This window comes from Yoonia tamlensis (assembly GCF_900115105.1).
Lineage (GTDB): Bacteria > Pseudomonadota > Alphaproteobacteria > Rhodobacterales > Rhodobacteraceae > Yoonia > Yoonia tamlensis.
Window position 1 is genome coordinate 1,882,760 of sequence record NZ_FOYP01000001.1, and the last position, 24,799, is coordinate 1,907,558.

At 60.2% G+C, this 24,799-nt stretch carries 17 protein-coding genes and 1 tRNA gene; 12 read left to right on the top strand and 6 right to left on the bottom strand.

Annotated features, from left to right (window positions below; all coding sequences use genetic code 11):
* Nucleotides 1-10 precede the first annotated feature (10 nt).
* The 12 genes from BM320_RS09695 (at nt 11) to BM320_RS09745 (ending at nt 8,117) form a co-directional block, all read left to right on the top strand.
* Nucleotides 11-1,069 carry an ABC transporter ATP-binding protein gene (locus BM320_RS09695; RefSeq protein WP_090199415.1) on the top strand — a complete coding sequence of 353 codons (1,059 nt, stop codon included), beginning with the start codon at nt 11-13 and terminating at the stop codon, nt 1,067-1,069.
* Nucleotides 1,070-1,306: 237 nt separating this feature from the next.
* Nucleotides 1,307-1,582 carry a hypothetical protein gene (locus BM320_RS16510; protein ID WP_242650992.1) on the top strand — a complete coding sequence of 92 codons (276 nt, stop codon included), beginning with the start codon at nt 1,307-1,309 and terminating at the stop codon, nt 1,580-1,582.
* Nucleotides 1,583-1,624: 42 nt separating this feature from the next.
* The gene (locus BM320_RS16565; protein ID WP_278246424.1) at nt 1,625-1,756 is read left to right on the top strand and encodes a hypothetical protein; all 132 of its coding nucleotides are present in this window, start codon (nt 1,625-1,627) and stop codon (nt 1,754-1,756) included.
* Between the two features lie 217 nt (nt 1,757-1,973).
* Nucleotides 1,974-2,261 (top strand): STAS domain-containing protein, encoded by a 288-nt coding sequence (locus BM320_RS09705; protein ID WP_090199417.1) that lies wholly within the window; start codon nt 1,974-1,976, stop codon nt 2,259-2,261.
* Complete coding sequence (locus BM320_RS09710) at nt 2,258-2,626, top strand: response regulator (protein WP_090199420.1); 369 nt, start codon at nt 2,258-2,260, stop codon at nt 2,624-2,626. The genes BM320_RS09705 and BM320_RS09710 overlap by 4 nt, the downstream gene beginning before the upstream one ends.
* 1 nt (nt 2,627) lies before the next feature.
* Complete coding sequence (locus BM320_RS09715; protein ID WP_090199423.1) at nt 2,628-4,727, top strand: chemotaxis protein CheA; 2,100 nt, start codon at nt 2,628-2,630, stop codon at nt 4,725-4,727.
* On the top strand, nt 4,711-5,178 hold the full coding sequence (locus BM320_RS09720) for a chemotaxis protein CheW (protein WP_090199425.1): 468 nt from the start codon (nt 4,711-4,713) through the stop codon (nt 5,176-5,178). Before BM320_RS09715 ends, BM320_RS09720 begins: the two co-directional genes overlap by 17 nt.
* A complete protein-coding gene (locus BM320_RS09725) occupies nt 5,175-6,074 on the top strand; it encodes a CheR family methyltransferase (protein WP_090199427.1) in 900 nt (299 codons plus the stop codon). Before BM320_RS09720 ends, BM320_RS09725 begins: the two co-directional genes overlap by 4 nt.
* A gap of 3 nt (nt 6,075-6,077) precedes the next feature.
* On the top strand, nt 6,078-6,464 hold the full coding sequence (locus tag BM320_RS09730; RefSeq protein WP_090199429.1) for a response regulator: 387 nt from the start codon (nt 6,078-6,080) through the stop codon (nt 6,462-6,464).
* 17 nt (nt 6,465-6,481) lie between these two features.
* Nucleotides 6,482-6,838, top strand: coding sequence for a hypothetical protein (locus BM320_RS09735; RefSeq protein ID WP_131802372.1), 357 nt, complete (start codon nt 6,482-6,484; stop codon nt 6,836-6,838).
* 3 nt (nt 6,839-6,841) lie between these two features.
* Nucleotides 6,842-7,576, top strand: a complete 735-nt coding sequence (locus tag BM320_RS09740; RefSeq protein ID WP_090199434.1) for a CheB methylesterase domain-containing protein — start codon at nt 6,842-6,844, stop codon at nt 7,574-7,576.
* A 1-nt stretch (nt 7,577) separates the two neighbouring features.
* Nucleotides 7,578-8,117 carry a chemotaxis protein CheD gene (locus BM320_RS09745; protein ID WP_242650993.1) on the top strand — a complete coding sequence of 180 codons (540 nt, stop codon included), beginning with the start codon at nt 7,578-7,580 and terminating at the stop codon, nt 8,115-8,117.
* On the opposite strand, the gene BM320_RS09750 is transcribed toward BM320_RS09745, so the two are convergent.
* From BM320_RS09750 to BM320_RS09775, 6 genes are all read right to left on the bottom strand, one after another.
* Nucleotides 8,114-8,995 carry an NAD(P)-dependent oxidoreductase gene (locus BM320_RS09750; RefSeq protein WP_090199436.1) on the bottom strand — a complete coding sequence of 294 codons (882 nt, stop codon included), beginning with the start codon at nt 8,993-8,995 and terminating at the stop codon, nt 8,114-8,116. The genes BM320_RS09745 and BM320_RS09750 overlap by 4 nt on opposite strands.
* Nucleotides 8,996-9,021: 26 nt before the next feature.
* Nucleotides 9,022-10,908, bottom strand: a complete 1,887-nt coding sequence (locus BM320_RS09755) for an acyl-CoA synthetase (protein ID WP_090199438.1) — start codon at nt 10,906-10,908, stop codon at nt 9,022-9,024.
* A gap of 116 nt (nt 10,909-11,024) precedes the next feature.
* On the bottom strand, nt 11,025-12,815 hold the full coding sequence (locus BM320_RS09760; protein WP_090199441.1) for an ATP-binding cassette domain-containing protein: 1,791 nt from the start codon (nt 12,813-12,815) through the stop codon (nt 11,025-11,027).
* Between the two features lie 98 nt (nt 12,816-12,913).
* Nucleotides 12,914-12,987: transfer RNA gene (locus BM320_RS09765), tRNA-Gly, on the bottom strand.
* A 75-nt stretch (nt 12,988-13,062) separates the two neighbouring features.
* Nucleotides 13,063-20,325, bottom strand: a complete 7,263-nt coding sequence (locus BM320_RS09770; RefSeq protein WP_090199443.1) for a hypothetical protein — start codon at nt 20,323-20,325, stop codon at nt 13,063-13,065.
* Nucleotides 20,322-24,668: a right-handed parallel beta-helix repeat-containing protein gene (locus BM320_RS09775; protein WP_090199445.1), complete on the bottom strand. Its 4,347-nt coding sequence runs from the start codon at nt 24,666-24,668 to the stop codon at nt 20,322-20,324. Before BM320_RS09775 ends, BM320_RS09770 begins: the two co-directional genes overlap by 4 nt.
* Nucleotides 24,669-24,799 lie beyond the last annotated feature (131 nt).

A 24,799-nucleotide genomic window follows, 5' to 3' on the forward strand; every position in this document is an offset into this window, starting at 1 on the left:
GGAACGACCCATGTCCGGCGTAGTCATGAAAGATGTCATCAAGCGATATGGTGACGTGCAAGTCATCCACGGGATTGATCTTGAAATTAACGATGGCGAATTCTGCGTCTTTGTCGGTCCGTCCGGCTGTGGGAAATCCACGCTTTTGCGCATGGTCGCTGGGCTGGAAGAAACCACCGAAGGGGCCATGTCGATTGGCACCCGTGATGTAACCAGAATGGACCCCGCCGAACGCGGCGTGGCGATGGTGTTCCAGACCTACGCGCTTTATCCGCATATGACGGTGCGCGACAACATGGGTTTTGGCCTGAAAATGAACGGCCACCCCAAGGCGGAAATCGCCGAGAAAGTCGCCGAAGCCACCCGCATTCTGAAACTCGAAGAATATCTCGACCGCAAGCCTGCAGCCCTCTCAGGCGGTCAACGCCAGCGGGTGTCTATCGGGCGCGCCATCGTGCGCGGCCCCGAAGTGTTCTTGTTTGATGAACCGCTCTCGAACCTTGATGCGGAACTGCGCGTCGAAATGCGGGTCGAGATTGCCCGCCTGCACAAGGAAATCGGCGCGACAATGATCTATGTGACCCATGATCAGGTCGAAGCCATGACGCTGGCGGATAAGATCGTCGTGCTGCGTGCAGGACGCATCGAACAGGTCGGCGCGCCGCTTGATCTGTACCGCGACCCTGACAATAAATTTGTTGCTGGGTTTATCGGATCTCCTGCGATGAACTTCCTGGATGGTGTATCAACGGGCGAAGCGGTGACGCTCAATGATCTTGCAGGCGCATTTGCATTGCCCGTCACGATCCCGTCCGCAGGCACCGAAATCAGCGTGGGCATCCGCCCCGAACATATCGCAATCGACCCCGATGGTGACACGCATACGGTCGAACTGACCGAAGCCTTGGGCGGCGTGTCCTATGTGCATCTGAAATCAAATTCCGGCGCAAAAATCATCGTCGAAGAACGTGGCGACGACCGGTCGCGCGCTGGCATCCGTGTCGGCATTACCCTCCCACTGGAGCGGGCAATGCTGTTTGATCGCAAGACCGAACAACGCATCCGCTAACGGTGTTCTGCCGAACCCCACGGGAATAACGCCCCGCCGACAGCAAGCGGTGGGGCGTTTTTTTGCAATACACGCGCCGGAAATTTCGCGCGGCGCCGGATAAGGTTGCAAACAATCATCGGGGAACCACCATACACCGCCTCCTTCGCAAAATCCCTTTGGCAGCGTCATCGCACAGCCGCTCGGCGCCGAAACCTATCGCGTTGACGTCTGGGCCGACACTGGTTTGTGCTTCATTTGAACGGCAAAATTGTCGACCAGAATAGCGTGCCGATTACGACCGAACGGTCGTTCAACACCGAATCCTTTACCTTTGACGCCACCGCCCCGTTTACTGTCGGCCTGCACGCGATGGATTTCAAAGAAAACGACAGCGGCCTTGAATATATCGGAACCGCGCGGCAGCAAATGGGCGATGGTGGCGTGATTGCACAGATACGCGACGCCGCGGGAAACACCGTCGCGGGTCAGGGCGCCTGCGCATTTAGCGCCGCATATGCACCTGATGGCTGAGATACGGCTGGATTCGACGATGCCGGATGGCAGGCCGCAACCGTGTTTACAGAAAATCAGGTCAGCCCCAAAGACGGCTATGACCGCATTGACTGGGACACAAACGCCCAACTTGTCTGGGGCCCTGATCTGGAAACCGATAAAACGGTGCGATGCCGCGCAACCGTGCAATAGCTGCGTTTCTTCCCCATTAACGGCGCAACATTTCGCCCCGCAGGCAAAAACCTGCGGGGCGTTTTTTATGCCGCGCCACAGGCCGTTTTACAGGTCGTCCGGTCGATGCACGTTGCGGGAATGTTCTGATGTTTACGTCAAATTAAGAGACGCACGCGCATAACGCAGTCGAAGCCAAAGATGTGCCGATAAAGACAATGAACGGATTGCTTTTACGATGACAACACCCGCTCCTCCCTATCAGCTTGCCGCATTGATGACCTTGGAAGACTGCGAAAAGCTGCATGAACATCTGAATACCGCATACGAATCTGCCGTGACATTGGACTGCGCAGAGGTCACGCGCCTGCCCGGGTTGGCGGCACAGCTTTTGGCGATGGCGCAAAAATCATGGGAACAGCGCGGATTTGCATTCGCGCTAACAAATGTCAGCGATGCCTGCAAGGAAAACCTGCAAACGCTGGGTTTGGCGCAACTATTGACACATAAAGAAGCCACATCATGAAAACGCGCATTCTGGCAATTGATGACTCGCGGACCATTCGCAGCCTTTTGACCATGGCGCTGGAAAAAGCCGGTTTTGAAGTGACGACCGCGGTGGACGGCGTCGACGGCATCGCAAAATTTCGCGCGTCCGACGCGGATTTGGTGATCACTGACGTGAATATGCCCAATAAGGACGGGTTCGGCGTGATCGACGATATTCGGGGGGGCGTCAAAAACCGCGCGGTGCCGGTTCTGGTACTGACCACCGAAAGCGGTGCTGCTCTCAAGGATCGCGCGCGCAAGGCCGGTGCTACCGGCTGGATCGTGAAACCTTTTGACGATGATGCGCTTGTTTCGGTCATCCGCCGGCTGACGGGGGCGTGAAATGACATCGGCCCCGTCAATTCTGGATACGTTTTTCGAAGAATGTGAAGACCTGATCGTCGCGCTGACAGAGGGTCTGACCGAAATGCGCGAAGGTGAGGCAGACGACGAAACAGTAAATGCTGTTTTTCGTTCGGTCCACTCGATCAAAGGTGCCGCCGGCGCATTCTCTCTCGATGAGCTGGTCGGATTCGCCCATAAATTCGAAACCGTCCTTGACGAGCTGCGCGCGCACAGGCTCAAGACCGATGACAATCTGCTGCGCGTGCTACAACGCGCGGGCGATGTTCTTGCCGATCTGGTCGAAGCCGCGCGCGACAATATTCCGGCAAATCGCGATCAAGTCGATCCGGTCCTCAACGAGCTTCAATCGTTCTTGGGCGATGCCGATGATGAACACGAAGAAGAATTCGTCTTTGAAGCGATGGCGCTCGATTTTGGCGCGCAGCCTGTGCAGGCCGGCTACCGCGTTTCATTCAAACCCAATCACGAATTCTATGCCTGCGGCCATGATCCGCTCCTTATTCTCAAGGCGCTTTGCGCCCTTGGCCCCGCGCAGATCACGGTCGATTGCGACGCGCTCCCTGATGATTTTGCGGCCTACGACTGGGAAGGCGGCTATCTGCGCTGGGTCGTCGAAATTGACGATCTGGGCAACGATCTGGGCATTCTTGAAATATTCCAGTTTGTCGACGACCTGTGCGAATTGTCGGTCACGCCGCGCGAAGACGACGCCGAACCGCAGGACGAAATCGCACCGGCCCCTGCCGCGCCGCCTGAAATCGTTGTGGTCAACGACCCCGCACCAACGCCCGCGCCCGCCACTGCACCGACACCCGATAGCGTGCCGCAAACCGCCATCCCGAAAGCCGACAGCAAACCCGCAAAACGCAGCGCAACCAGCCTGCGCGTAGACCCTGAACGGGTCGACAGATTAATTAACGCGGTCGGCGAGCTGATCATCAACCAATCCGTCATTTCGCAGCGGCTGGAAAAGGCCAAGCTACCAAATTCTTCCGAACTGTTTGCCGATCTTGACGACTACAAACTTCTTGCCCGCGAAATTCAGGAAGGCGTAATGGCGATCCGTGCGCAGCCGGTCAAACCACTGTTTCAACGCATGTTGCGGATCGCGCGCGAAGCGGCGGATGGCACAGGCAAGGACGTCGCACTGTTGACCGATGGCGAGAATACCGAGGTCGACAAAACCGTTGTCGAACGGCTTGCAGATCCGCTGACACATATGATCCGAAACGCGATCGATCACGGGATCGAATCGCCCGCGCAACGCAAGGCCGTAGGCAAGCCCGCACAGGGTGTGCTTTCACTGACCGCGCGGCAAAGATCGGGCAGTATTGTCATCGAAATCGCCGATGACGGCGCCGGATTGAACCGCAAACGCATCCATGAAATCGCCATCAAAAAGGGGCTTGTTGCCGGTGATGCGGTGCTTAGCGAACAAGAAATCGACCAATTGCTCTTTGCGCCAGGTTTTTCGACGGCCGCCGAGGTGACAAACCTGTCGGGCCGCGGGGTCGGGATGGATGTTGTAAAAACGGCGATCACGGCGCTCGGCGGGCGCGTCGCCATCGCCAGTATGCCGGGCAAGGGCACCACGTTTTCAATAACCCTGCCGCTCACGCTGGCGGTGATGGACGGGATGATCATCAATGTCGGTGGCCAAACGATGGTGGTTCCGATTTCGAGTATTCTTGAATCGATCCGGCCAAATGCGGCTGACCTTTCGCGCATCGGCCTGAACGGCGAACTTTTGCGGATTCGCGGCGAATATGTCCCGATTATTGATCTGGCGGACAGGCTCGGGCAGCCGCGCGACGGGCGCTCCATGACAGAGCGTGTGCTGCTTTTGATCCAGACAGAGGCTGTGCCGCAATGCGCGCTGGCCGTCGACGACATTTACGACCAAAGGCAGGTCGTCGTGAAAAGCATGCTTGGCAATTACGGCGCAATAGCCGGCATTTCCGGCGCAACCATTCTGGGTGACGGTAAAATCGCCTTGATCATTGACCCCGATGCAATCGCGCAAAACGCGCGCCCCCTTAACTATGAAGAGGAGCCGGCGCATGTCGCAGCAGGCTGAATCCCCGCAAGCAAAACAGCTCGAATTTGTCACTCTGGTTGCCGGTGGCCAGAATTTCTGCGTCGAAATCACGCAAATCCGCGAAATCAGGCGCTGGACCCCGGTCACGATCCTGCCGCATTCGCCGCCGCATGTTTTGGGCGTCATCAACCTGCGCGGGGCCGTCATCCCGATCATCGATCTTGCCGTGAAGATGGGATTTGAAAAAATCCAGCCAACAGAAAGGCACGTCATTATCATCACAGCCATTGATGAACGCATTGTCGGGCTTTTGGTTGAATCGGTTTCCGAAATTCTCGGGGTCAGCGCCGAGATGGTGCGCGATACCCCGCGCGGCCCAGAAGATCCGGCAACGCGCGCGATCCAGGGAATCATCCCTGTCGCCGACGATATGACCAAAATCATCAATCTGAGCGCGTTACTGCCCAGCCCTGATCCGGTGGCGGCATGAATGCACCCGCACGCGCCACAACGGATAGTCAACTGGCTGAATTCACCTTTTCAGAAAGCGATTTTTCACGCATTGCCAAGCTGGCCCGCGAAAAATACGGGCTGGATCTTCAGCCATCAAAAAAAGCGCTGGTCTACTCGCGCCTTGCCAAACGGCTGCGTTTTCTCAAGCTGACGGCCTTTTCCGACTATTGCGACCTGTTGACCCAAGCCCGCGGCCAAGAGGAAAACCCGCATTTCTTGTCTGCACTCACGACAAATGTGACGCATTTTTTTCGCGAAGCGCACCATTTCACTTATCTTGAAAAAGTAGTGATGCCAAAACTGGTTGCAAAAGCACGTGCAGGTCAGCCCGTGCGCCTGTGGTCATCGGCGTGTTCGTCGGGACAAGAAGCCTATTGTATGGCCACCGTGGTCGATGCCGCCTGTCCCGATTTTGCGTCGCTCGATATCAAGATTCTGGCGACAGATATCGACCCTGCGGTGGTTGCACAGGCCAAAGCGGGCAAATATCCGGACACGCAGATATCGGCGATCCCGCAAAAATACCGGAAAACCATGATCGGGGCGGGTGCGGAACCCGACGCGACGATCGTCATCCACCCAAAGATCAAATCATTGATTTCGTTTGCAGAGTTGAATTTGATCGGCGATTGGCCAATGCGAAAGGCGTTTGACGTCATCTTTTGTCGCAATACTGCGATCTATTTTGACCCCGAAACGCAACACCGGCTATGGGCGCGGTTTCACGATCTGCTTGCCCCCGACGGATACCTCATGATCGGCCATTCGGAACGGCTTGGCGGAGAAGCTGCAAAGCATTTTCGCAATGTCGACATCACGACCTACCAAAAATGCCAGGAACACAGCGCGTTTCTGGACAGACAGAAAGCATAAAACATGAGCCTCAAAGACTCGCTACGCGTAATGATTGTTGATGATATGGGGGTTAGCCGCGGGCTTTTGGTCCAAGCAATCGAAGAGATGGGCATCTGGAAAAACCAGGCCGAAAACGATGGCCGTGCGGCCCTGGCAAAACTGATTGCCGATCCGGTCCACCTTGTGCTGTCCGACTACAATATGCCCGGGATGGACGGGTTGGAACTGCTTAAAGCTTTGCGCCAAAACCGATCAACCGCGCGTGTGGGCTTTATTCTGGTCACCGGCAACCCCACAGCCGAACTGGTCACCAAGGGCAAAGAGCTGGGCGTGAACAATATCATCAAGAAACCCTTTACCACGGCGAGCATGAAACAATGCATCGAAAGCGTCGTTGGCCGCCTATGAGCAATGCAGGCAATCAGATGGACCGACATGATCTCAAGGCCGTGCTCAGGAACACAAGTGCCGCGATGCGTGAACTGGGTCAGACGCTTACTCAATTGGAAGAAGGGCTGTTGGCGGATGTGCTGAACGGCACAAAATTGCAGCACAACAAGCAGGCCCTGCAAACGATCGATTTCCTGATGCAGTCAATCGAAGAACTTGCCTTGATGTTTGACCGGATGGAAGCGCACGAACATGTCTCGGGCGAGGTGGACTATATCGATGTGATTGCGCCAATCCGGTTGCAACGCATCCGCGAACATATTGCAGGCCGGCGGGCGCGATATGCGCAAACCGACGATTTACCAAAAACCAACGGGATTTCAATGTTTTAGGCCATGATCGGTGACATGGCTTTCGAGGAAAGCAAAGTGCACATAGTTGACCAGCAAATGCCCGCGATACGGCGCTGTGACGTGCAGATGGCCGCGCAGGCCGGCACGGCACCCGCACGGCCGTTAAAACCGGACAAATCCCGCCAGAATGCCGATAACGGGCGGGATCAAAAAATAATTTTGCTGGGCGCATCGACCGGCGGGGTCGACGCATTGTTGCAAATCCTGCGTCATTTTTCGCCGTTTTGCCCGCCGACGCTTATTGTCCAGCATACCGGCGGTCAATTCGCGGCAAGCCTGATCCGGCTGCTTGACCGCGCGACGCAAGCAACAGTCTGTGCCGCCCAGGATGGTGCTGTGCCGACCATGGGGCATATCTATCTTTCGCCAAGCACGGAATATCACCTGCGCATCGCCACCGGAACGCCGCTGCGGATCGCGCTATGCAACAGCCCTGCCCGCATGGGCCACCGCCCCGCGGTCGACGCGCTTTTTGAATCCGCGCTGCCATTTGCGCCAAATATCACCGCAGCGCTGCTGACAGGTATGGGGAAGGACGGCGCGCGCGGGCTTTTGGCGCTGCGTCAGGCAGGCGCGCGCACCCTTGGGCAGGACGAGAAAACATCGATTATCTACGGCATGCCGCGCGTTGCAAAAACGCTGGGCGCGGTCGAACGCGAACTTCCAATTTCGGAAATCGGGCCCGCCCTGCTGCGCACTGCAATGAACAGGAGCTGACATGAATTTTCCGCGCACAGCCGAACAACCAATGCAGATCGTCACCGTGATCCAGGGCGACTTTGTCGTTTCCGCCGACCCACATGTGATCTTGTCGACCGTCTTGGGGTCTTGTGTCGCGGTTTGTCTGTTTGATCCGTTTGCGCGGGTCGGAGGCATGAACCATTTTTTGCTGGCCAGCAGCACAGGTAGCCAATCAAATGACCTGCGCTATGGCGTCAACGCGATGGAGCTTTTGATCAACCGCGTTTTGCATGCCGGCGGCGATCGCGCGTCGTTGCAGGCAAAGGTATTTGGCGGCGCCCGCATGACCGCCCATGCGGCCGCAATCGGGCGCAATAATGCCGATTTCGCGCTTGATTTCCTGCACCGCGAGGGGATCGCCTGTGTGTCGCAAAGTCTTGGCGGCGATCAGGCCCGCCGCGTCCAGTTCACCCCGACTACAGGGGCCGCACGGCAGTTACAAATTCTCGGATCAGAGCCCGTCATCGAAACCGTGCAACCACCCGTCCCCGCGACAAGCGACATCACATTGTTCTAGGATTGCCCGTCAAGCGCCCGCAACCGTTTCAACAGCGATGACGTATCCCAGCGCCCGCCGCCCAGTTTCTGCACATCCTTGTAGAACTGGTCCACCAGCGCGGTCAGTGGCAGGCTCGCGCCATTTTCATCGGCAGTGTCCAGACAGATGCCCAGATCCTTGCGCATCCAGTCCACCGCAAACCCGTGTGCATAATGATCGTCAAGCATGGTTTCATAGCGGTTGGCCATCTGCCAGCTACCCGCGGCACCTTGGCTGATCACCTCGACCACGGCGCGCCCGTCAAGGCCTGCCTTCTGGGCGAAATGCAAGGCTTCCGACAGGCCTTGCACCACCCCTGCAATGGCGATCTGGTTGCACATTTTGGTCAATTGCCCTGCGCCGCTTTCACCGATGCGACGACAAATACGCGCATAGGCGTCCAGCACAGGCGCGGCGCGGTCAAAGTCTTCTTGCGCGCCGCCGCACATCAAAGACAGCACGCCGTTTTCGGCACCCGCCTGCCCGCCGGACACGGGCGCATCAATAAAGGCAATGCCTTTTTCAGCGGCCGCCGCGTGCAATTCGCGCGTGACGGCCGCGGAAACGGTGGTGTGGTCGATAAAAATCGACCCCGACGCCATGCTTGCAAATGCACCATCTTCGCCAAGACAAACCGCGCGCAGGTCATCGTCATTGCCGACGCATGCCATCACCATTTCGGCACCTTCGGCGGCGGCGCGCGGTGTTGCGCCGGTTTGCCCGCCGTGGGTTTCGGCCCATTTTTGGGCCTTGGCCGCCGTCCGGTTATAAACCGTGACGGCGTGCCCTGCCGCTTGCAAATGCCCTGCCATGGGAAACCCCATAACGCCAAGCCCCAAAAACCCCAGTTTCGCCATGTCTTACGTCCTTTTGTAACGGAGCGTTATGTGGCGATTTCCCATGCAACCGTATAGGCACCCAACGCTTTCTCGATCACTTTTTCGTCCACATCGGCGGGTTTTGCAATACGCGCAACCAGCCCACGTTTTTTGTGTTCAACGACAGCAACAACGGTCGCGCCTGTATCTGCCAGCTCTGTGTTGTAAATGCGGGCAATCGCTTTCTTGCGCAGGTCGGGCTTAAAGATCTTGCCGACCGCAGTTTTTGGCAACTCGTCAAGGATTTCCAGATATTTCGGATAGGCTGCACGTTCGTGGATATGCTCCTTGGCAAAGGCGATCAGTTCTTCGGGAGTAATTTCAGCGCCCGCAACCAGTTCAACATAGGCGCAAGGGATTTCGCCCGCATGCGCATCCGGCTGGCCGATCGCACCTGCAAAGGCAACGGCGGGATGACCGGCAAGCGCCTCTTCGATCTCGGCGGGATCGATATTATGCCCGCCGCGAATGATCAGATCTTTGGCGCGTCCTGTGATCCACAAATAGCCGTCAGGGTCAAAGCGTCCCAAATCACCGGTGCGCAGATATTGGGTTTGCGACTTGTCGCCGGGGTAATACAGATCCTCGTTTTTGTCGGCTTCGGTATAGGTTGCGCCCATGGACACACCTGGGTTCGAGACGCAAATTTCACCGATTTCATCAACGCCGACGGCCTCGCCGGTCGCGACAGACATGATTTTGACGTCTGTATAGGGGAACGGAATCCCGATCGAACCGACACGTTTTTCACCTTCTGGCGGGTTGATCGAAACCAGACAGGTGGCCTCGGTCAGGCCGTAGCCTTCGCAAATCGTGACGCCTGCGGCCGCTTCGAACCGTTTGTATAGCTCAAGCGGCAGCGGCGCAGAGCCGCAAAATGCCAGCCGCAATGTCGAAATATCGGCATTCACGGGCCGTTGCATCAGCGCCGACATCGCCGTTGGCACGGTGATCATAAAGGTGACTTTGTGCTTTTCGATCAGCTTCCAGAAGTTGTCAAACACGCCGTCACCACGATAGCCTTGCGGTGTCGGGAATACCACTTCGGCGCCCGACCCCAATGATGCCCCCAAGGACACAATCGTCGCAAATACGTGAAACAGCGGCAGCGGGCAGATTTGCACGTCTTTTTCAGTAAACAACAGCCGCGCGCCCAGCCAAGCGTTGTAGACAATCCCTGAATAGCGGTGTTGCACGACCTTTGGCATCCCTGTGGTGCCGCCGGTGTGGAAATAGGCCGCAACACGGTCGCCAGCACTATCCGCAAAGGCAAGCGTGCGGGGCTGTTTTGCCATTTCTTTGTTAAAATCCAGCACCTGTGCGTCGTGATTGGTCGGGTTCTTGGGCCGGATCAGCGGCACAATAAATTTCTTTACGCCTGTCAGATAGCGCAGCAAATCCACCTCGAGAACGGTTTTGACATTCGGTGCAAACCGGACCGCCTCGGCGGCCTTTTGCGCAACGTCGGTCTTTGGAAACGCCTTGAGCGTCACAAGCACCTTGGCGTTGGTTTCGCGCAGAATGGCCGAAATCTGTTCGGCTTCCAGCAAGGGGTTGATCGGGTTGACGATACCGGCGACCTGCCCGCCCAGATAGGTCAGGATGGTCTCAGTCGCGTTGGGCAGCAAAAACGCGACGACATCATTTTCGCCCACACCCAACGACCGGAACAGGTTTGCAACCTGCGCGGTTTGCGCGCGCAGTTCATTCCAGGACAAGGTTTCGCATTTTGCCGCGGGATCAGACAGCAAGCTATAGCTTACCGCGTTGCGCTCTCCGAATTTGTCAGCGGTCTGGCTTAGCAGCGCAAAGGTGGTCTTGGGCAAATCGCGTGCGTCCCAAGGCATTTCATTCTGAATCGCATTGCGATCCTCTATCGTAGCATAAGCCATGCCGTTTCTCCTCCCCTGTGAGTGACGCTGCCATGCTTTTTACGGCAGTCGCATCTGAACGCCAGCGTGAGCAAATCTACAGCATTGCGCAAGTCTGACGCTACGCAATTTCGTGATTATTCCGCAGTTTGCCCTTCGGTGAATTGCAGCTTGGCCAGCCGCGCATAAAGCCCGCCTTGCGCGACAAGGCTGTCATGCGTGCCTTGGGCGACGATCCGGCCCTCTTCGAACACGACAATCCGGTCGGCTTTTTTGACGGTGGCCAGACGGTGCGCCACGATCAATGTCGTGCGGGTCTTGGCCAGCTCTTCCACCGCAACCTGCACCGCATGTTCGCTTTCGGCGTCCAGTGCGCTCGTTGCCTCGTCCAAAAGCAGGATCGGCGCGTCGCGCAAAATGGCGCGCGCAATAGCGATCCGCTGCTTTTGCCCCCCAGAAAGCATCACCCCGCGTTCGCCGACATAGCTGTCATAGCCATCCGGCAGCGCAGTCAGGAAATCATGCGCAGCGGCGGCTTTGGCGGCTTGTGTAACCTCTTCGTCGGTGGCGGTAGGGCGGCCAAAGCGAATATTTTCGCGGGCGGTATCGGCAAAGATAACAGGGTCTTGCGGCACAAGCGCGATGTGCTGGCGAAACGCTGCGCGTTCCATATCACGCAGATCCTGCCCGTCGATACGCACAGCACCCTCCTGCGGGTCATAGAACCGCTGCACCATATGGATCATCGTGCTTTTGCCCGCGCCGGACGGTCCGACAAGCGCCACGGTTTCACCAGGTTTGATATCAAGATCAATGCCATGCAGCGCCGGAATATCCGCGCGCGACGGGTAGCTAAAGTGTACATTATCAAACACCAGCCCGCCTTTGACGGGCGTCACCACAGCATCGGGTTCGGCAGGGTCTTGCACCGTGTCCTGAATGGTTAGCAATTCGACTAAGCGTTCTGTTGCCCCTGCCGCGCGCTGGAGTTCCCCCCAGACTTCGGACAGGGCCGCAACCGCGCCGCCGACCATGATCGTGTAGATCATGAATTGCACCAATCCGCCTTCGGTTGTTTCGCCCGTGCGCACATCTTGCGAACCCATCCGCAAAAACAGCACAATCGCGGAAAACACCATAAAAATAACCAATGCCGTCAACATCGCGCGGGTGAAAATCCGCCGACGGGCCGAACGGTAACTTTGCTCTGTTACGTCATCGAACTTGGCGCGGCTGCGGTCCTCGTGGGTAAAGGCCTGCACGGTTTGCGCCGCAAGCAATTGTTCGGATGCACCGCCGCTGGATTCCGCGATCAGGTCCTGGTTTTCCTTGGATTGGCTACGCACCCGCCGGCCAAGAATGACCATCGGTATCAAAACAACCGGAATCGGCCACAGGACCATGACGCTCATCTTGACGGATGTCAGCATCATCAGCACCACACCCCCAAGGAAAATCAACACGTTACGCAGCGCGATTGAAGCAGAACTACCAACCACCGACAGGATCAGTGTCGTATCGGTGGTGATCCGGCTAAGCACCTCACCTGTCATGACGCGTTCATAAAATGCAGGGCTCATCCCGATCATCCGCGCAAAAACCGCCTTGCGAATATCGGCGACAATCCGTTCACCCAGCCGCGTGACAAGGAAATAGCGCAGCGCCGTCCCTACCGCCAAAAGTCCGGCAAAGGTCATCATTGTTTTGAAATGCTGCGCCAGCATCGTGCCGTCATCAGCGCCAAAATTGTCAACAATCAGCCGCGCTGCAATTGGCAAAACCAATGATATCGACGCCGTAAACACTAGCGCAAGCGCTGCTGCGATCACGTTCATGCGGTAAGGTTTCAAGAACGGCCATAACGCCCTGAGCGCACCCACCTTTTTGCCGGGTGTGCGATCTAAACCAATCTTCGGGGGTCGGGCCATTTGTGTCTCAATCTATTGCTTAGCGCAGACATAAAACCGCCCCGCCCAATTCACAAGGCGCAGCTACAATTAACCGTTATACAAATTGAAAGGGATTTTGGAGCGGGCGACGGGAATCGAACCCGTGTCATCAGCTTGGAAGGCTGAGGTCTTACCATTACACAACGCCCGCGCTCGGGCTTTCAATATGCGAGCCCATTTGGATGGTCAAGCGTCCAGCGACCACTTTGGCGCGCAAATCGGTCAACTATTGCCCCGTCTGGCGCGCGGCATCCGCCAAAGCGCGCGCAGCCTCTTGCGACATAACGGGCGCATAGGGCTGACCGGGGGTGATCGTGCCTTGCAAATGCAATGTGGCATAGAAATCTTCGCCACGGCTGGCCGCCGCATTTTCAAGATCGCGTAGATGCGCCAGATCAGCAGGCGTCGCCGCGCCGCGCTGCACCCTGTCGGCAAGCTGCGCAAAATCGGCCGTGGCTTGGGGCGGCAAGACGGTATAGCCTTGGCGTGTCAGCGCTTCGGTCTCAAGCGCTGCAATCGCGCGCAACTGGTCATCAAACGTGGCATCGGGCCCTGTGACCAGCGTCTCTAATATATCTTCGGGCACCCCTGCCCCGCGTGCATTGGCCACGGCTGTCACCATCGTGCGCGCGGCATTGGCCCGCGTCACAACCGCCCGCGCATTCACAAAGGCATCGCTGCGATGCGTTGGCACCGCGTCATTGGCCAGACGGTTTGCAATATCGGAACGCGCTGCGGCATCCGCACGGGCGGCTGCGGTTTCGAGTTCCGCCAGCCGGTTGTCGACCACGGGCGAAGGCGCGGACGCGGGCGCGGGCGCGCGAGTCAGCGGGCTGTTTGGCAGTGTGTTAAAGTCCAGATCGCCCACGCTCCAAGGCGCGCTGTCGGATGCAGGTGTTGTCGGCGGCGGCGCGAACCCCGCGTCGGCAACAGGCCCAGTGGCGCGTGCAGGGCTGGCGGGCGGCGCAAAGGCAAGATTATCAAAACCATCCGCAAATTCCGCCACATCATCCAGCAAAGCGCCTTCATCCACCATGCCGCGCAGGCTTGCGATGGCATCAGGGGTCATCGCGGGCTGGAAACCATCGGCGGTGGAATAGCGGCCCGTGCGGGCCAGATCGTCAAAATAATTGCCACCGCGCGCCGCCGCATCATCAATGCTGGCACGCAGCGCGATCAGATCACCGGGTTCGGGCTGTCCGGCCAAAACCCGCGTCATGCGGCCTTGCAAGGCGTTGCCATCTGCGGCCGATTGCAAGAAGTGGCCGGATCGGGTCAACAGTTCGCGCTGCGCATTGCCGACAGGGCCTAGCCAGCGGCTGATATTATCCGGCCCCGCAATACCCAAACCGCCGACCAGATCCATGATTTCCGCCTCGCTCGCGCCAAGCCCGCGCAGCTGGTCAACCGCCGATTCCAGCGCCTCTTGATGCGCCATGCCTTGGCGCGCGTCCAAAACAGGCTGCAAGGTTTCGGCCAGATCTTCAGGGGCAAGCTGCGCGTAATCACCGCGTTGCCATGCTGTAACGATGCCCTGCACACGGGCCTCCTCGGCTTCAAGCATCTGGCGGCGGCTGGCGACCAGATCGGCGGGATTATCGAACCCGGCTACAGGTGTCGGCGCGGTATCCGCCGCGGCCCCCGGCTGGATCACGGTTTCGTCCAGCCCGGGCGTGGCATTGCCCGGCCCCGGCTGGATCATGGTTTCATCCAGCGCGCCACCCGCGTCAGCATCCCCCGCCGCGCGGTAAATGGATTGGTCCTCGACCCCGCGCATGGATTCCAGATTTAGCCCACCCAGACGGCCGACCTCATCAGGCATCGGGATCGGCGTCAGCCCGCCTTCGGGGATGGTCAGCTGCCGTTCAAGCCGCAGCGCATCATAAAGCGATCCATAGGTGCCGCGCAGGTTTTCGCGCAGTGCGGAAACGGCTGATACCGGCCCGTCTTCGCCCGCAATGCGTGCAAATGCGCTGGCGTCATCAAGCTTGGCCGCGCCTTCACGGCCCATTTGCCGCAAAAAGTGGAACTCCTCCATCCATGCGCGCATTTCGCCGTGGCCCATCCGATGCGCAAATTCGTGAATAAAGGTCGCCGCCATATCATCAAGCGTGCGCACACGGGACGCCCCGCCCGTGATCGCATCATGCCGAAAGAACGGGTTGACGGCGATTTCATCAATCGGAATTTCGCGCCCGTCCGGCAGCACGCGTTTGGGCGCATAGCCCAGAAACGGGCTTTCGGCATCAAACCGCAGCCGCACGTTTCCGGCATCCAGATGCGCCAGAAATGCCTGTGCGGTCTGGTTGTCATTGGGCGGCGCGGCCGCGCGGCGGATGATATCAAGCACCCCGTCTTGCACCTCTTGTTGCAGCCCCGGGTTATTGCGCCAAAGCGCGACCTGTTCGGGTGTCGCAATCGGGCCGTTATCGGCGCGCCGCAGCGTGTTCATATAGCTGCTTTCAAGCCCCGCAAGATCGTCGATCTCGCGCCGCAAGGCCTGCACCATCGCGGCGCGTTCCGGGCCGATTTCGCCCCTGCGGATCGCGTCATAGACGCTGTCCCAATCGCCGCGGTGCGTGTCCCCAAAGACCAGATCGGTGGTCCGGTTCAGATCATCCGCCGACATATTCGGCGTGCGTGAAGTCATGAATTGCACCAAAGGATCATCCGCCATATCGGGCGGCACGCGGGTGCCGTCTTGCATCCGCACCCAGTCGTCGCCCACAGCCGCCCCATCCGCAGGGCGCGCATAGGCCGACACCGGCGGCAGATTTCCATCCGTGATATCAGGTAGCCGCGCTGGCGGCGGGTTTTGCGTCAAAAGCGGGATATCAGGCCCGAGGCTTGCCGGCGCTTCGGGCAAGTCAGGGATCGGATCGGGGCGCGTTGGCACAGTTTCAGCCGCATCCGCGCGCCGTGGCAGCGCAGGCCCTGTTTCGGGGCGCGGTGTTACGGGTGGGGCCGCGCCCGTGGATGGTGCGCCAATATCCAACCGGTCGAAATCATCCGCAGCCCCCGCAGGCGGCGCACCGCCATCGCCCGCCATGCGCCCTGGCGGCGGCAAATCATCCGCAGCACCAATCCCGTCGGCGGCACGAATTTCGGCCTCAAGCGCGTCAAGCGCGGCCGCGCGCGCGGCGACAGGTGCGATTTCAGCGGCGCGCGGGTCGCCAAGGTTGCGGCTGATCACATCCTCGGGCACGCCGGCGCTGCGCGCATCGGCAACACGCCCGTCGATCGCATCTTGCAGACGCGCGGTCTCAAGCGCCTCATCCGCACGCAAGGCTTCTGCCGCATACCCGCCATCGCGGGCCGTATCGGCGGCGCGCGCAACCTGACGGTCCGCAGAGCCGCGCAAGGCTTGCGTGCGCGCATCAACCTCGGGCGGTGCGGCTGTGCGGCGCGGCAGACCTTCGGAGGCGGCACGGACAGGCTCTGCATCCGCAATTTCCGCCGGGTCGCGGGTGGTCGGCGCATCAGCGCGCGGGGTTTCAGCGCCGGGGGTTTCAGGGCGCACATTTGTTGGCACATCTGTGTCAGGCGCGCGCGCATCAGGGCGCGGGGTTTCAGGCTGCACGCGCGCAGTCGTGCCCGCATCATCCGCCGCACCCGCATTTTCAAGCCGGTTACTGATCCCTGTGTTTTCAGCGGGTGGGGCATCAGCAGCGGGGGTGCGCGTGCCTGCGGTGCCGCCCGCCTCGACCAGTTCGGCATCCAGCGCATCAAGATCATCAGCCCCGGATCGCGGTGGCGTAATTGCACGGCCAGCATCAGTAGGCGTCACATCCGGTGACACATCGGCGGGCCGCGCGGCGCTGACATCTTCAGCGCTTGCAAGCCGCGCGACATCGCCCGTTTCGGCCGCCCCCCCCGCGCGGTTGGCGGCGGTTGCTTCGTCCAGCCAAGCCAGCGATCCGCGTTCCAGATCGGTCAGGCTATCCGCCCCGCCTTCGGCTGCGCGTTTTGCTTCGGCGCGCGACAGGAATGACAATAAATCGACCTTCTCTGCCTCGCTCAGATTTGTGGCTGCCGTTCCGCTGCGCAACCGCGCGGCAACATCCGCGCCGCGCCGCGCCGAGAGCGCATCGCTTACCAGACCCGCGCTGCGATACGCAGTAAAACCCGCCCCCACACCAGAACCAAGCACACCAAGCGCGGCCTCGTACCATGTCTTGGCTTCGGCGCTTTCCATATCCAGCCGTTCGGTGCCAATCACCGGCGATGCGCCGCGCGCGAATGTCACGTTGGATTGGTCTTGCAGGTATTCGGGAATTTCAGTGGCCAGCGTAAAGGCCAGATCAGCCGTATCCACGCCGAGCGTGACAACCGCGCTTAGCACGCCTTCGCCCAGAATGGCGCCTGCGCCAACCGATACTGCCGCAATCGACAAGGCGATCATCGTGTTATCAAGCGCTGCGTAATCCTCTTGGGCTTTGACGGCGGCGGCCAATGTGCCAAGGCTGCTTACCCAGCCGCGCGCGGCCAGATCGGGCTCCCAATATTGGCGGTCGGGTTCGCGTTCTGTGCGCAGGCGTAACAGATCCGGCAACAGATCACGCGCCACCGCGTCAAAGCCAAACCCCGTCAGTTGCAACAATTCTTGCGCATCGCAATCGCCCGCGGCATTGCCTTTGGCAATCGAGGTTTCCATATGCCCGATAAACACATCCAGCGCCGCGCGCGTCTGCGCCAATTGCCATGCGGCAAATTGGTCTTGCGTCAGCGCCCAGCGGCGGCGCACCCAATCAGCATTATTCACCGCCGTAAAATCAAGCTTGCTGCCATCGGGGGCTGCAATTTCAATACGGTTGATCGGCAGATTGCGATCAAACACCTGCCCCGACATCAGGCGGATGAAATTGCGCGTTTTATCCGTATCGGCCCGAATGGCGCGGTATTCACCCAAAATGCGGGCCATCTTTTGGTTAAAGCGGTCGCGCAGCAAAATCATCGCCGCATGATCGCCAAAGGTCACGCGCAACGACCGCCGCGAAAACCATTCCGAGAAATTGCGATCAAACACGATCCGGTTGGATATTTCGTCAGATTCCTGTGCCGCAATCCTGCGAAAATCGATTCCCGTCATATCGTGGCAGCGCGCCGCGCGTGCCAGCGCCTCTGTCCACAGCCCGTTGACTTCGGCGGGGCCGGAAATGACCGGCACGCGCAGCAATGCAGGCGTGGCGCGGATTTGATCGGGGTTGGCAAGCATAGCCTGGATCACTTGCCCCGCCTGCACAGGCAGCCCGATTTGCCCCGCAACAGGCGGCGGCGCGCGGTGCGCCTGCACCGGATGATGCAGTGCAATCGCGGGGCTCAGGTAGGTGTTGCCGTCACCGCCGCTAACGCGGGTCAGGGTGATCAGGTTCGGATCACGTGGCGCGGCATCCGGATTGGCCGCCGTAGCGTCCGGCATTTCAAGCGTCACGGGCTGCCCGTCAACGCCCAGCCGCACGCCGATTGTTTCCATCGGCAACCGCCCCGCAAGCCTGACACGCACAAAGGCGCGCTCCATCGGGGTGACACGCGCAGTGGGTTCAAATTCGTCCTCGCGGATTTCGCGCACAAACGCCAGCTCGCCCAGCGCATCGCCAAAGCCCAAGGTCCAGACCCCCGCTGCCCCGTTCATCTTAAGCAATGTTTCACCGGGCAAAACACCCGGCTCTAGGGTAGCCGTGACCAGAAATGCATCCTGCCCAGCCGCAGGCCGCGACCCGCGCCGTTCAAAGGCCCAGTCGAAATCATGGCGCAACACCCCGTTGCTCCCAACGTCCCTGTAATCCCCGCGCAACGCATAGCGGATCGGGTTGCCTTGCGCGTCGAAAACCACCCGATCATCGGCACCGCCACGCGGAAAATTCTGCCCAATGACCAAAAGTGTGCGCCTGTTATGCCCCAGATTGCGACCTTGCGCGTCAAACGGATAGGGGTAGGAAATACCGGCCTCGTCTTGGTGGAACTGGTCGGTGACAACAAAAATTTCTTCAATAATCGGGGTCTTGTTCCGCCAAAGCGCCGTGCCGCTGGCGCGCGGCTGGCCGGCATTGTCAAAGCTTTGCCAAAAGCCCTGCAAATCGCCCGTTTCCGTCTGGCCCAGCCGGATTTCAATGTCGCGCCCTTGTGCGGCATCAATGGTCGCGCTGGCCGTCGCCGCCGCATAGGTCAGCACCATCGTTCGCGCATTTGCGGGCACTTCGAACACCTGTGCAGCGGCCGCACCCAGTTCCAGATTGCCCGCAACGCTGGCTTGGGCGGGCGGGTTTGGCGGTTCCGGCCATTCGCCGCGCAAGCGCAAGGTGAGCGCGCCCGCATCCATGCGCAGGGATACGGCCTGCGTGGCGTAGCTGCGGTCAAAATCTTCAAGCGCAAGCGTGACCGCGCCATTTGCATCAATCTGCACAGGGCCGCCAAATTTGATACGCGCCGGATCGGGGTGCTGGTGTTCGGCCTCCCACGGGCCGGCAAGCTGGGTCAAAAGCCCTGCAAGTTCCGGTGCAACCTCTGGCCCGGGCAATGCCGCGCCCTGCCCGGGCGCGAGCCTGATCGGCCCCGAACGATAAAGCCGCGCGGTGATTTTGGTCAGCACCACGCCGGTTGGCGCGGCCCCTTCGGGGGTTAGCAGCACGGTGATTTGGTTTTCGGGCGGGGCGGTTTCAAACTGCGCCTCAATCACATAGGGCCTGCCATAGGTCAGCGGCATCGGCGCTTGCCGCCAGCGCCAGCGTCCATTTTCCGCAGGGCCGGATTGCGCCGCCACACGCAGCTGCGCGCCACCACCAGGCAGGGCCACAGTGACCATCAAGGGCTGCGCCAGCCTGAAGGTTGTCAACACCGCGAACGGGGCCACCACGGGAATCTGCACAATCAGGGTTTCACGCAGCTGCGCGGCCTCGGTTTCGGTTAACATGCGGCTAAACCCGATCAGCCGCAGATGCGCAATCTGGCTGTCGCGGCGCAAAGCGGCCGCGGTTGCGGCTGGCACTTCGGCCCCGATATCAAGCCTGCGCGCACCAACCGCAAGCGTCAGCCGGTAACCACCGTTTTCGGCTTGCAGCAACGGGCGCACCATAATCTCGGCGCGCGCGGCGGTCGGCAACTGGCTGCGTGCGCCCGTGGTGCCTGTGCCACCCCCGCCCACGCCGGCATTTTCCATCGCGGCAGCAACGCAGCCCAATTCGCCAACAATCGACCCGCCCGCACAATTCTGGGCTTGTGCGCCGTCACCAGTTCCGTCGCCGCTTTGGTCTGCGCGCGCCCCTTGAAACACCAGCCGCGCCGCGACCGGCCGACCCAAACCAGCCGAAGGCGCGTCAGGCAGGGCGTCGATAAAATCAGCCGCCGCTGCGCTCGCGTCCTGCACGGCCCGCGCGGTATTCGCGATTGCATCGTCCAGATCATCAAAAACGTCATCTTGGGCCGCAACTGGCAAAATCCAGACCCAAAGCAGCAGCATCAGCCCTGCGGTATGTGCGAAAATGCGGCTCATGGCAGCACCCCGACGCCAAGCGCCTGCCCCAAACGGTAGGCCAATGTGCCAAAGGCGCAGTCTTGCAGCACCGGCTGCGCATCGGTTTGGGCTTCAAGCGCCGCAAACAGGGACACATGACAGGGGCTTGGTGCATTGGGGTCATCTGCATCCTCAAGCCCTGACGGCACGCCCAGATCAAATTCCGGCGCGAAATACAGCAATGTCGCATCGGGTGGTGGTGGCACTGCGGCTCCGGCGGCGCGCGAAAGCCTGCGTTCCAGCATATAGCTGACCGCCGCATGCGCGCCCGGATCACCCGCCTGCAAATCCACCAGAACACCATCGGCCGATCCCGCAAGCGCACGCGTCACAGCCGCCCACCAGCGTGCATTTGCATCCTGCGCGGCGATTTGCCCGAAAGCCGCCGCAGCCGTCGCATAATCCGATAGCACATATGCCACATCAGCCCTTTGCCGCCAAAGCCCGGCATCCTGCGGATATTGCCCGACGGCCACCGCCAAAAGCGCATCAGCCGCAGCGATCCGGTCGTGATCGAGATACATATTCACCGCCACACGCGTTACGCGCGCGGGGTCGCCGATCATATCGCCAATGGCCAGTATCTGTGTTGCGGCCGCATCGATCTGGCCGGTTGCGGCCAGCGCGCGTCCCAAAGCCAATCGCGTACGCGGGTTATCAGGCGCGGCATCATATGCGGCGCGCGCCTGCGAAAGGCGGGCCTGCGCCATGCGCAAGCGCGCAGCGTCCTGACCGTAACCGATTGGCATGACCAGTTGTTGCTGCGTGCCAAAGGCATCCAGCAACACATGCAGCACCAGCCCGTCTATTCCGACCACATTATCCGGCAGCGCGGCTTGCAGCACAAAGGGCCGTGACCCGGGTGGTGGGCTATCGATCAGCGCAATGCGCTGCCCTGCGTGTGTCAGGTAAACATCCGCAACCAAGGGCCGCGCGCCGTCGCGCATCAGATGTGCCAAACGCAAGGGAGAGTTTTCAATCATCGTGGCAAGGCTTGCCTCGCGGTGGCGCGCCCAGTCGAATGTCAGCGCGATCCGCAGATCACCTTCGATCAGTCCGGCCTGCGCATGCAAACGGCCGATCAATGCCCCTTGCGGCGCGTCCGATGGGCGGCGCAACGAAAAGTGACACCAGTCGGCGGCGCAATAATCGGGGGCATAGGTTTCGGCCGCAACAACCAATGCAGGCGCTACCACCGTCGTTTCCGAGGCGATAACCCCTTCAAGCGCTTGCGCCAGAGCATCCACACCCGCATGGCGCGCCACCCCGAACCTGCTGTCGTCACCGCTTGCAAAATCGGTCAAAGCTTGGGGTTGCGCCCAGTCCCTGCGCATCCAGGCGGCATAGGTGATATAATTTTCAAACGGTGCAAACAGCGATTTTGCGGCAAATGCGTTTGGCCGGCATTCGGCGATATGCCCGTTAAACAGGTAACTGCCAAATAGCGCGCTCCGCTGCGCCCCAAGGTTCGTGATCTCGAGCAGCGCCGCATTGGTTTGATACTGCGTGGCCAAAGCAGCCTCGAACGCGCGCGCCTCGGGTTCGGGCAACCGGTCAAGCACGGGGCAGAACATGCGGATCTGGTTGGTTTGAAACAACGGGCCGTCAGGGCGGGCCGCGCCGATCAGATTGGCCACCAATGCTTCACGCCCGGCAATCAGCGGCAGGATTTCACGCAGCATATGTTCCGCTTGCGGCACGGAAAAGGCGGCGGCCAATGTCTCTGGATCATCCGACCGCCCGATCAGCGCGATTGCGGCGCTGCGTGCAGCCCAGACTGTCGGATCATTGCGCAGCGCCTGTGCATCCGCCCCTTGGGCGCGCAATTGTGCGGCGCTTTCATGATGCGCGGCGATAATTTCACGCAAATACCCGTGGCTTTGCGGCAAATCGCCGGCAGGCACATAGGACAGCCCCGCCATCGCAAGCCCCCATGTCTGCGGATCGGCCAGCCCTTGCAAAATCACATCATCCGCCGCAGGCATCCCGTATTGGCGCAGCAGTTGCGCCGCGTGCTGGCGCAGATCCGGATCATCGCGCAGTGCCATGACCGCGCCGTCTTGCAAGCGGCCCAGACGTATCTCGATTGCAATCGCCCGATGCAGCGCGCTGTACGGGCCCCGGCCATCCTGCGCAGCCAGCCGCGCGGCCGCAATCGCGGCAGCGACATCGCTTTGGTCACCGTAGGCGATGATCAGCCGTTCGGCCGCATCGGCACTGCGCCGCACCCTTTGATAGGTCGCATTCAACGCGGCAAACCCGCCAGGAAACTGGTCGGGCGTCGCATATTGCGCGCCAAGCGCAACAACACGCGCGTCCAATCCGGCATAGGCCGCGCGTGCCTGCGCCAATGCGGCCTGCGTTGCACCCGAAGGTGCAAGCACCGCCGCCGGAAGCTGCCGGCTAGCGGGTGGCGCCCAGCGCGCTTGGCGCTCTGCAAGTGGCAAAAGCGTGACGGGAATGTCGGTAAGTACATATTGCCCCGCAGCATTCGACCATTGCTCGAGCTTCAAAAGCGCCGTGGTCGGCAACATGATTTCGACGCTTTTGGCACCCGATCGGGTGATGTCGACGACTTGCGGATCATGCGCGCCCTGATCTGCCGCAACGACATAGGTGCCCAAGGGCAATCGTAGCTCAGCGCCACCCGATTGCAGCGTAGAAATGCCCGCCCCGACGATCCGGTTATCCAGATCATAAACCGTGTAGCCGACCGCTATGTCCTGACCGAAACGATCCTTGACCGTCACCTGCAGCGCGCCCATCGCATCCACCTGCGCGCGTGCATCCGCGTCAAGCTCCGCAAGGGCTGCGCGCGCTGCAATAACACCAGACCAATCGCCGGAAATTGCCGCATCCACAGCCGGTGTCAGCGCTGCCAGCACTGCATCCACCGCGCCCCGATCAAGCGGCACCTGCCCAAGCGCGCGGGTCGTGCCATCGGTTGCAATATCCATTTCGGCATAGATCGCCCCGCCGCTGTGTGCCGGTGCCGCGCCCGCCCAGATATCGGCCTGCGCATGGTGCCCTGCCGCCGCTGATTGCAAGATCACCAACGCGTCAGCCGTTGCCAGCCCCATGCTGCGCGTCGATTGCAAAACTGCCGCGTGCTGCACATAGACCGCAGTTTCGCCTTGCGCGGCAAACAGATTGTTCGCGAACGCGGTTTCGGTGCCGTTCTCGAACAAAAGCGCAAGCCCGTTGGCCGCCAGAAACGCGTTTGCGGATATATCCACCGGCCCTGTCATCCCCCCATAAAGCGCTTGCCCCGCGCGCGCCGCAACCGCGTTATCGTGCAATTCAACCCCCTGCGACTGGCCGCTCAGAACGACGCCCGACCGCCCGCCAACGATGCGATTGGCGCGCACTTGGCCCGTTACAGGCCCCTCGATTGCCAACCCGTTACTATCGCCAAATGCGCGCAAGACATTGTTTTCAATATGCAATCGGCCCACGATATTGCGCAGATCCACGGCGCCCGACAGGCCAAGCAACGCACTGTCGGTCACGGCAACAGGGCCAGTATCTTGGATGATCAGCGCGGTATCATTGACCGCCGCGATATCGGCGCGTTGCATGCGCAGGCTGCCTGCCTGTAACGCCAGAACCCCCGTGCCCGTAACATTGCGCATCTGCACATCCGAGGCGGCAAGCTGCGCATTTTCTTGCACCAGAATACCATGGCCTGCGGCCCCATCAATTGTGACCTGCGCCAGCTGCAACTGCGCGCCCTGCGCCGCAAAAAGCGCACCCGCCCCGATTTCCGCGACATCCACCTGCTGCAGTTGCGCGCGCGCAGGCCCTTGAATGGCAAGCGCTTGGGCCGCAAAGCCTGCTATGCGGCAGTTTGTGATTTCGATGCTTGATGCGTCAAACGCCAGAATTCCCTGCGCCGCCCCGCGCGTCAGGACCGCACTGTCAACGCCCAGCCTACCGCCCGCCAGATAGACCGCAGGCCCCGTGGAATCGGTGATCGTGACATGGCGCATTTGGGCCTGCCCGCCCTGAACATAAACCCCCATGCCAACTTGCGGCTGCGGTGTGATTGTCAGGTTTTCAAGCGTCACCTGACCGGTTTCGTCAACCGTCACAACCATTTCCGCCTCTGCGCTGCCTGTCAGAACGGTGCTGCCATCGGGCGCGCCAAGAATGGTCAGGTCTTTGGCATAGGCGACAATGATCCCCGGATAGGGGCCAGGGCCAAGCTGGATCGTCGCACCGGATTGCGCGGCTTGGGTAATTCCTGTCAGATCCGTACCCGCCGGTACCGGCTGCGCATGGGCCACACCGCCAAAAATGCACAACGCGCATATGATCAGCACGCCTGCCGGGCTTTGGCAAAAACACTGCCACAATGATCGCAAACAAGCGGGCATCCAACGTCTCCCCCTCGGGCAAGGGTAACGCCAGAAACGATTCGTCGCAAATTGGGGCAGATTTGGGGGGGGACGCG

Coding starts and splice junctions, on each gene's coding strand:
- BM320_RS09695 (WP_090199415.1), top strand. CDS start 11: ATGTCCGGCGTAGTCATGAAAGATGTCATCAAGCGATATGGTGACGTG.
- BM320_RS09705 (WP_090199417.1), top strand. CDS start 1,974: ATGACAACACCCGCTCCTCCCTATCAGCTTGCCGCATTGATGACCTTG.
- BM320_RS09710 (WP_090199420.1), top strand. CDS start 2,258: ATGAAAACGCGCATTCTGGCAATTGATGACTCGCGGACCATTCGCAGC.
- BM320_RS09715 (WP_090199423.1), top strand. CDS start 2,628: ATGACATCGGCCCCGTCAATTCTGGATACGTTTTTCGAAGAATGTGAA.
- BM320_RS09720 (WP_090199425.1), top strand. CDS start 4,711: ATGTCGCAGCAGGCTGAATCCCCGCAAGCAAAACAGCTCGAATTTGTC.
- BM320_RS09725 (WP_090199427.1), top strand. CDS start 5,175: ATGAATGCACCCGCACGCGCCACAACGGATAGTCAACTGGCTGAATTC.
- BM320_RS09730 (WP_090199429.1), top strand. CDS start 6,078: ATGAGCCTCAAAGACTCGCTACGCGTAATGATTGTTGATGATATGGGG.
- BM320_RS09735 (WP_131802372.1), top strand. CDS start 6,482: ATGGACCGACATGATCTCAAGGCCGTGCTCAGGAACACAAGTGCCGCG.
- BM320_RS09740 (WP_090199434.1), top strand. CDS start 6,842: ATGATCGGTGACATGGCTTTCGAGGAAAGCAAAGTGCACATAGTTGAC.
- BM320_RS09745 (WP_242650993.1), top strand. CDS start 7,578: ATGAATTTTCCGCGCACAGCCGAACAACCAATGCAGATCGTCACCGTG.
- BM320_RS09750 (WP_090199436.1), bottom strand. CDS start 8,995: ATGGCGAAACTGGGGTTTTTGGGGCTTGGCGTTATGGGGTTTCCCATG.
- BM320_RS09755 (WP_090199438.1), bottom strand. CDS start 10,908: ATGGCTTATGCTACGATAGAGGATCGCAATGCGATTCAGAATGAAATG.
- BM320_RS09760 (WP_090199441.1), bottom strand. CDS start 12,815: ATGGCCCGACCCCCGAAGATTGGTTTAGATCGCACACCCGGCAAAAAG.
- BM320_RS09770 (WP_090199443.1), bottom strand. CDS start 20,325: ATGAGCCGCATTTTCGCACATACCGCAGGGCTGATGCTGCTGCTTTGG.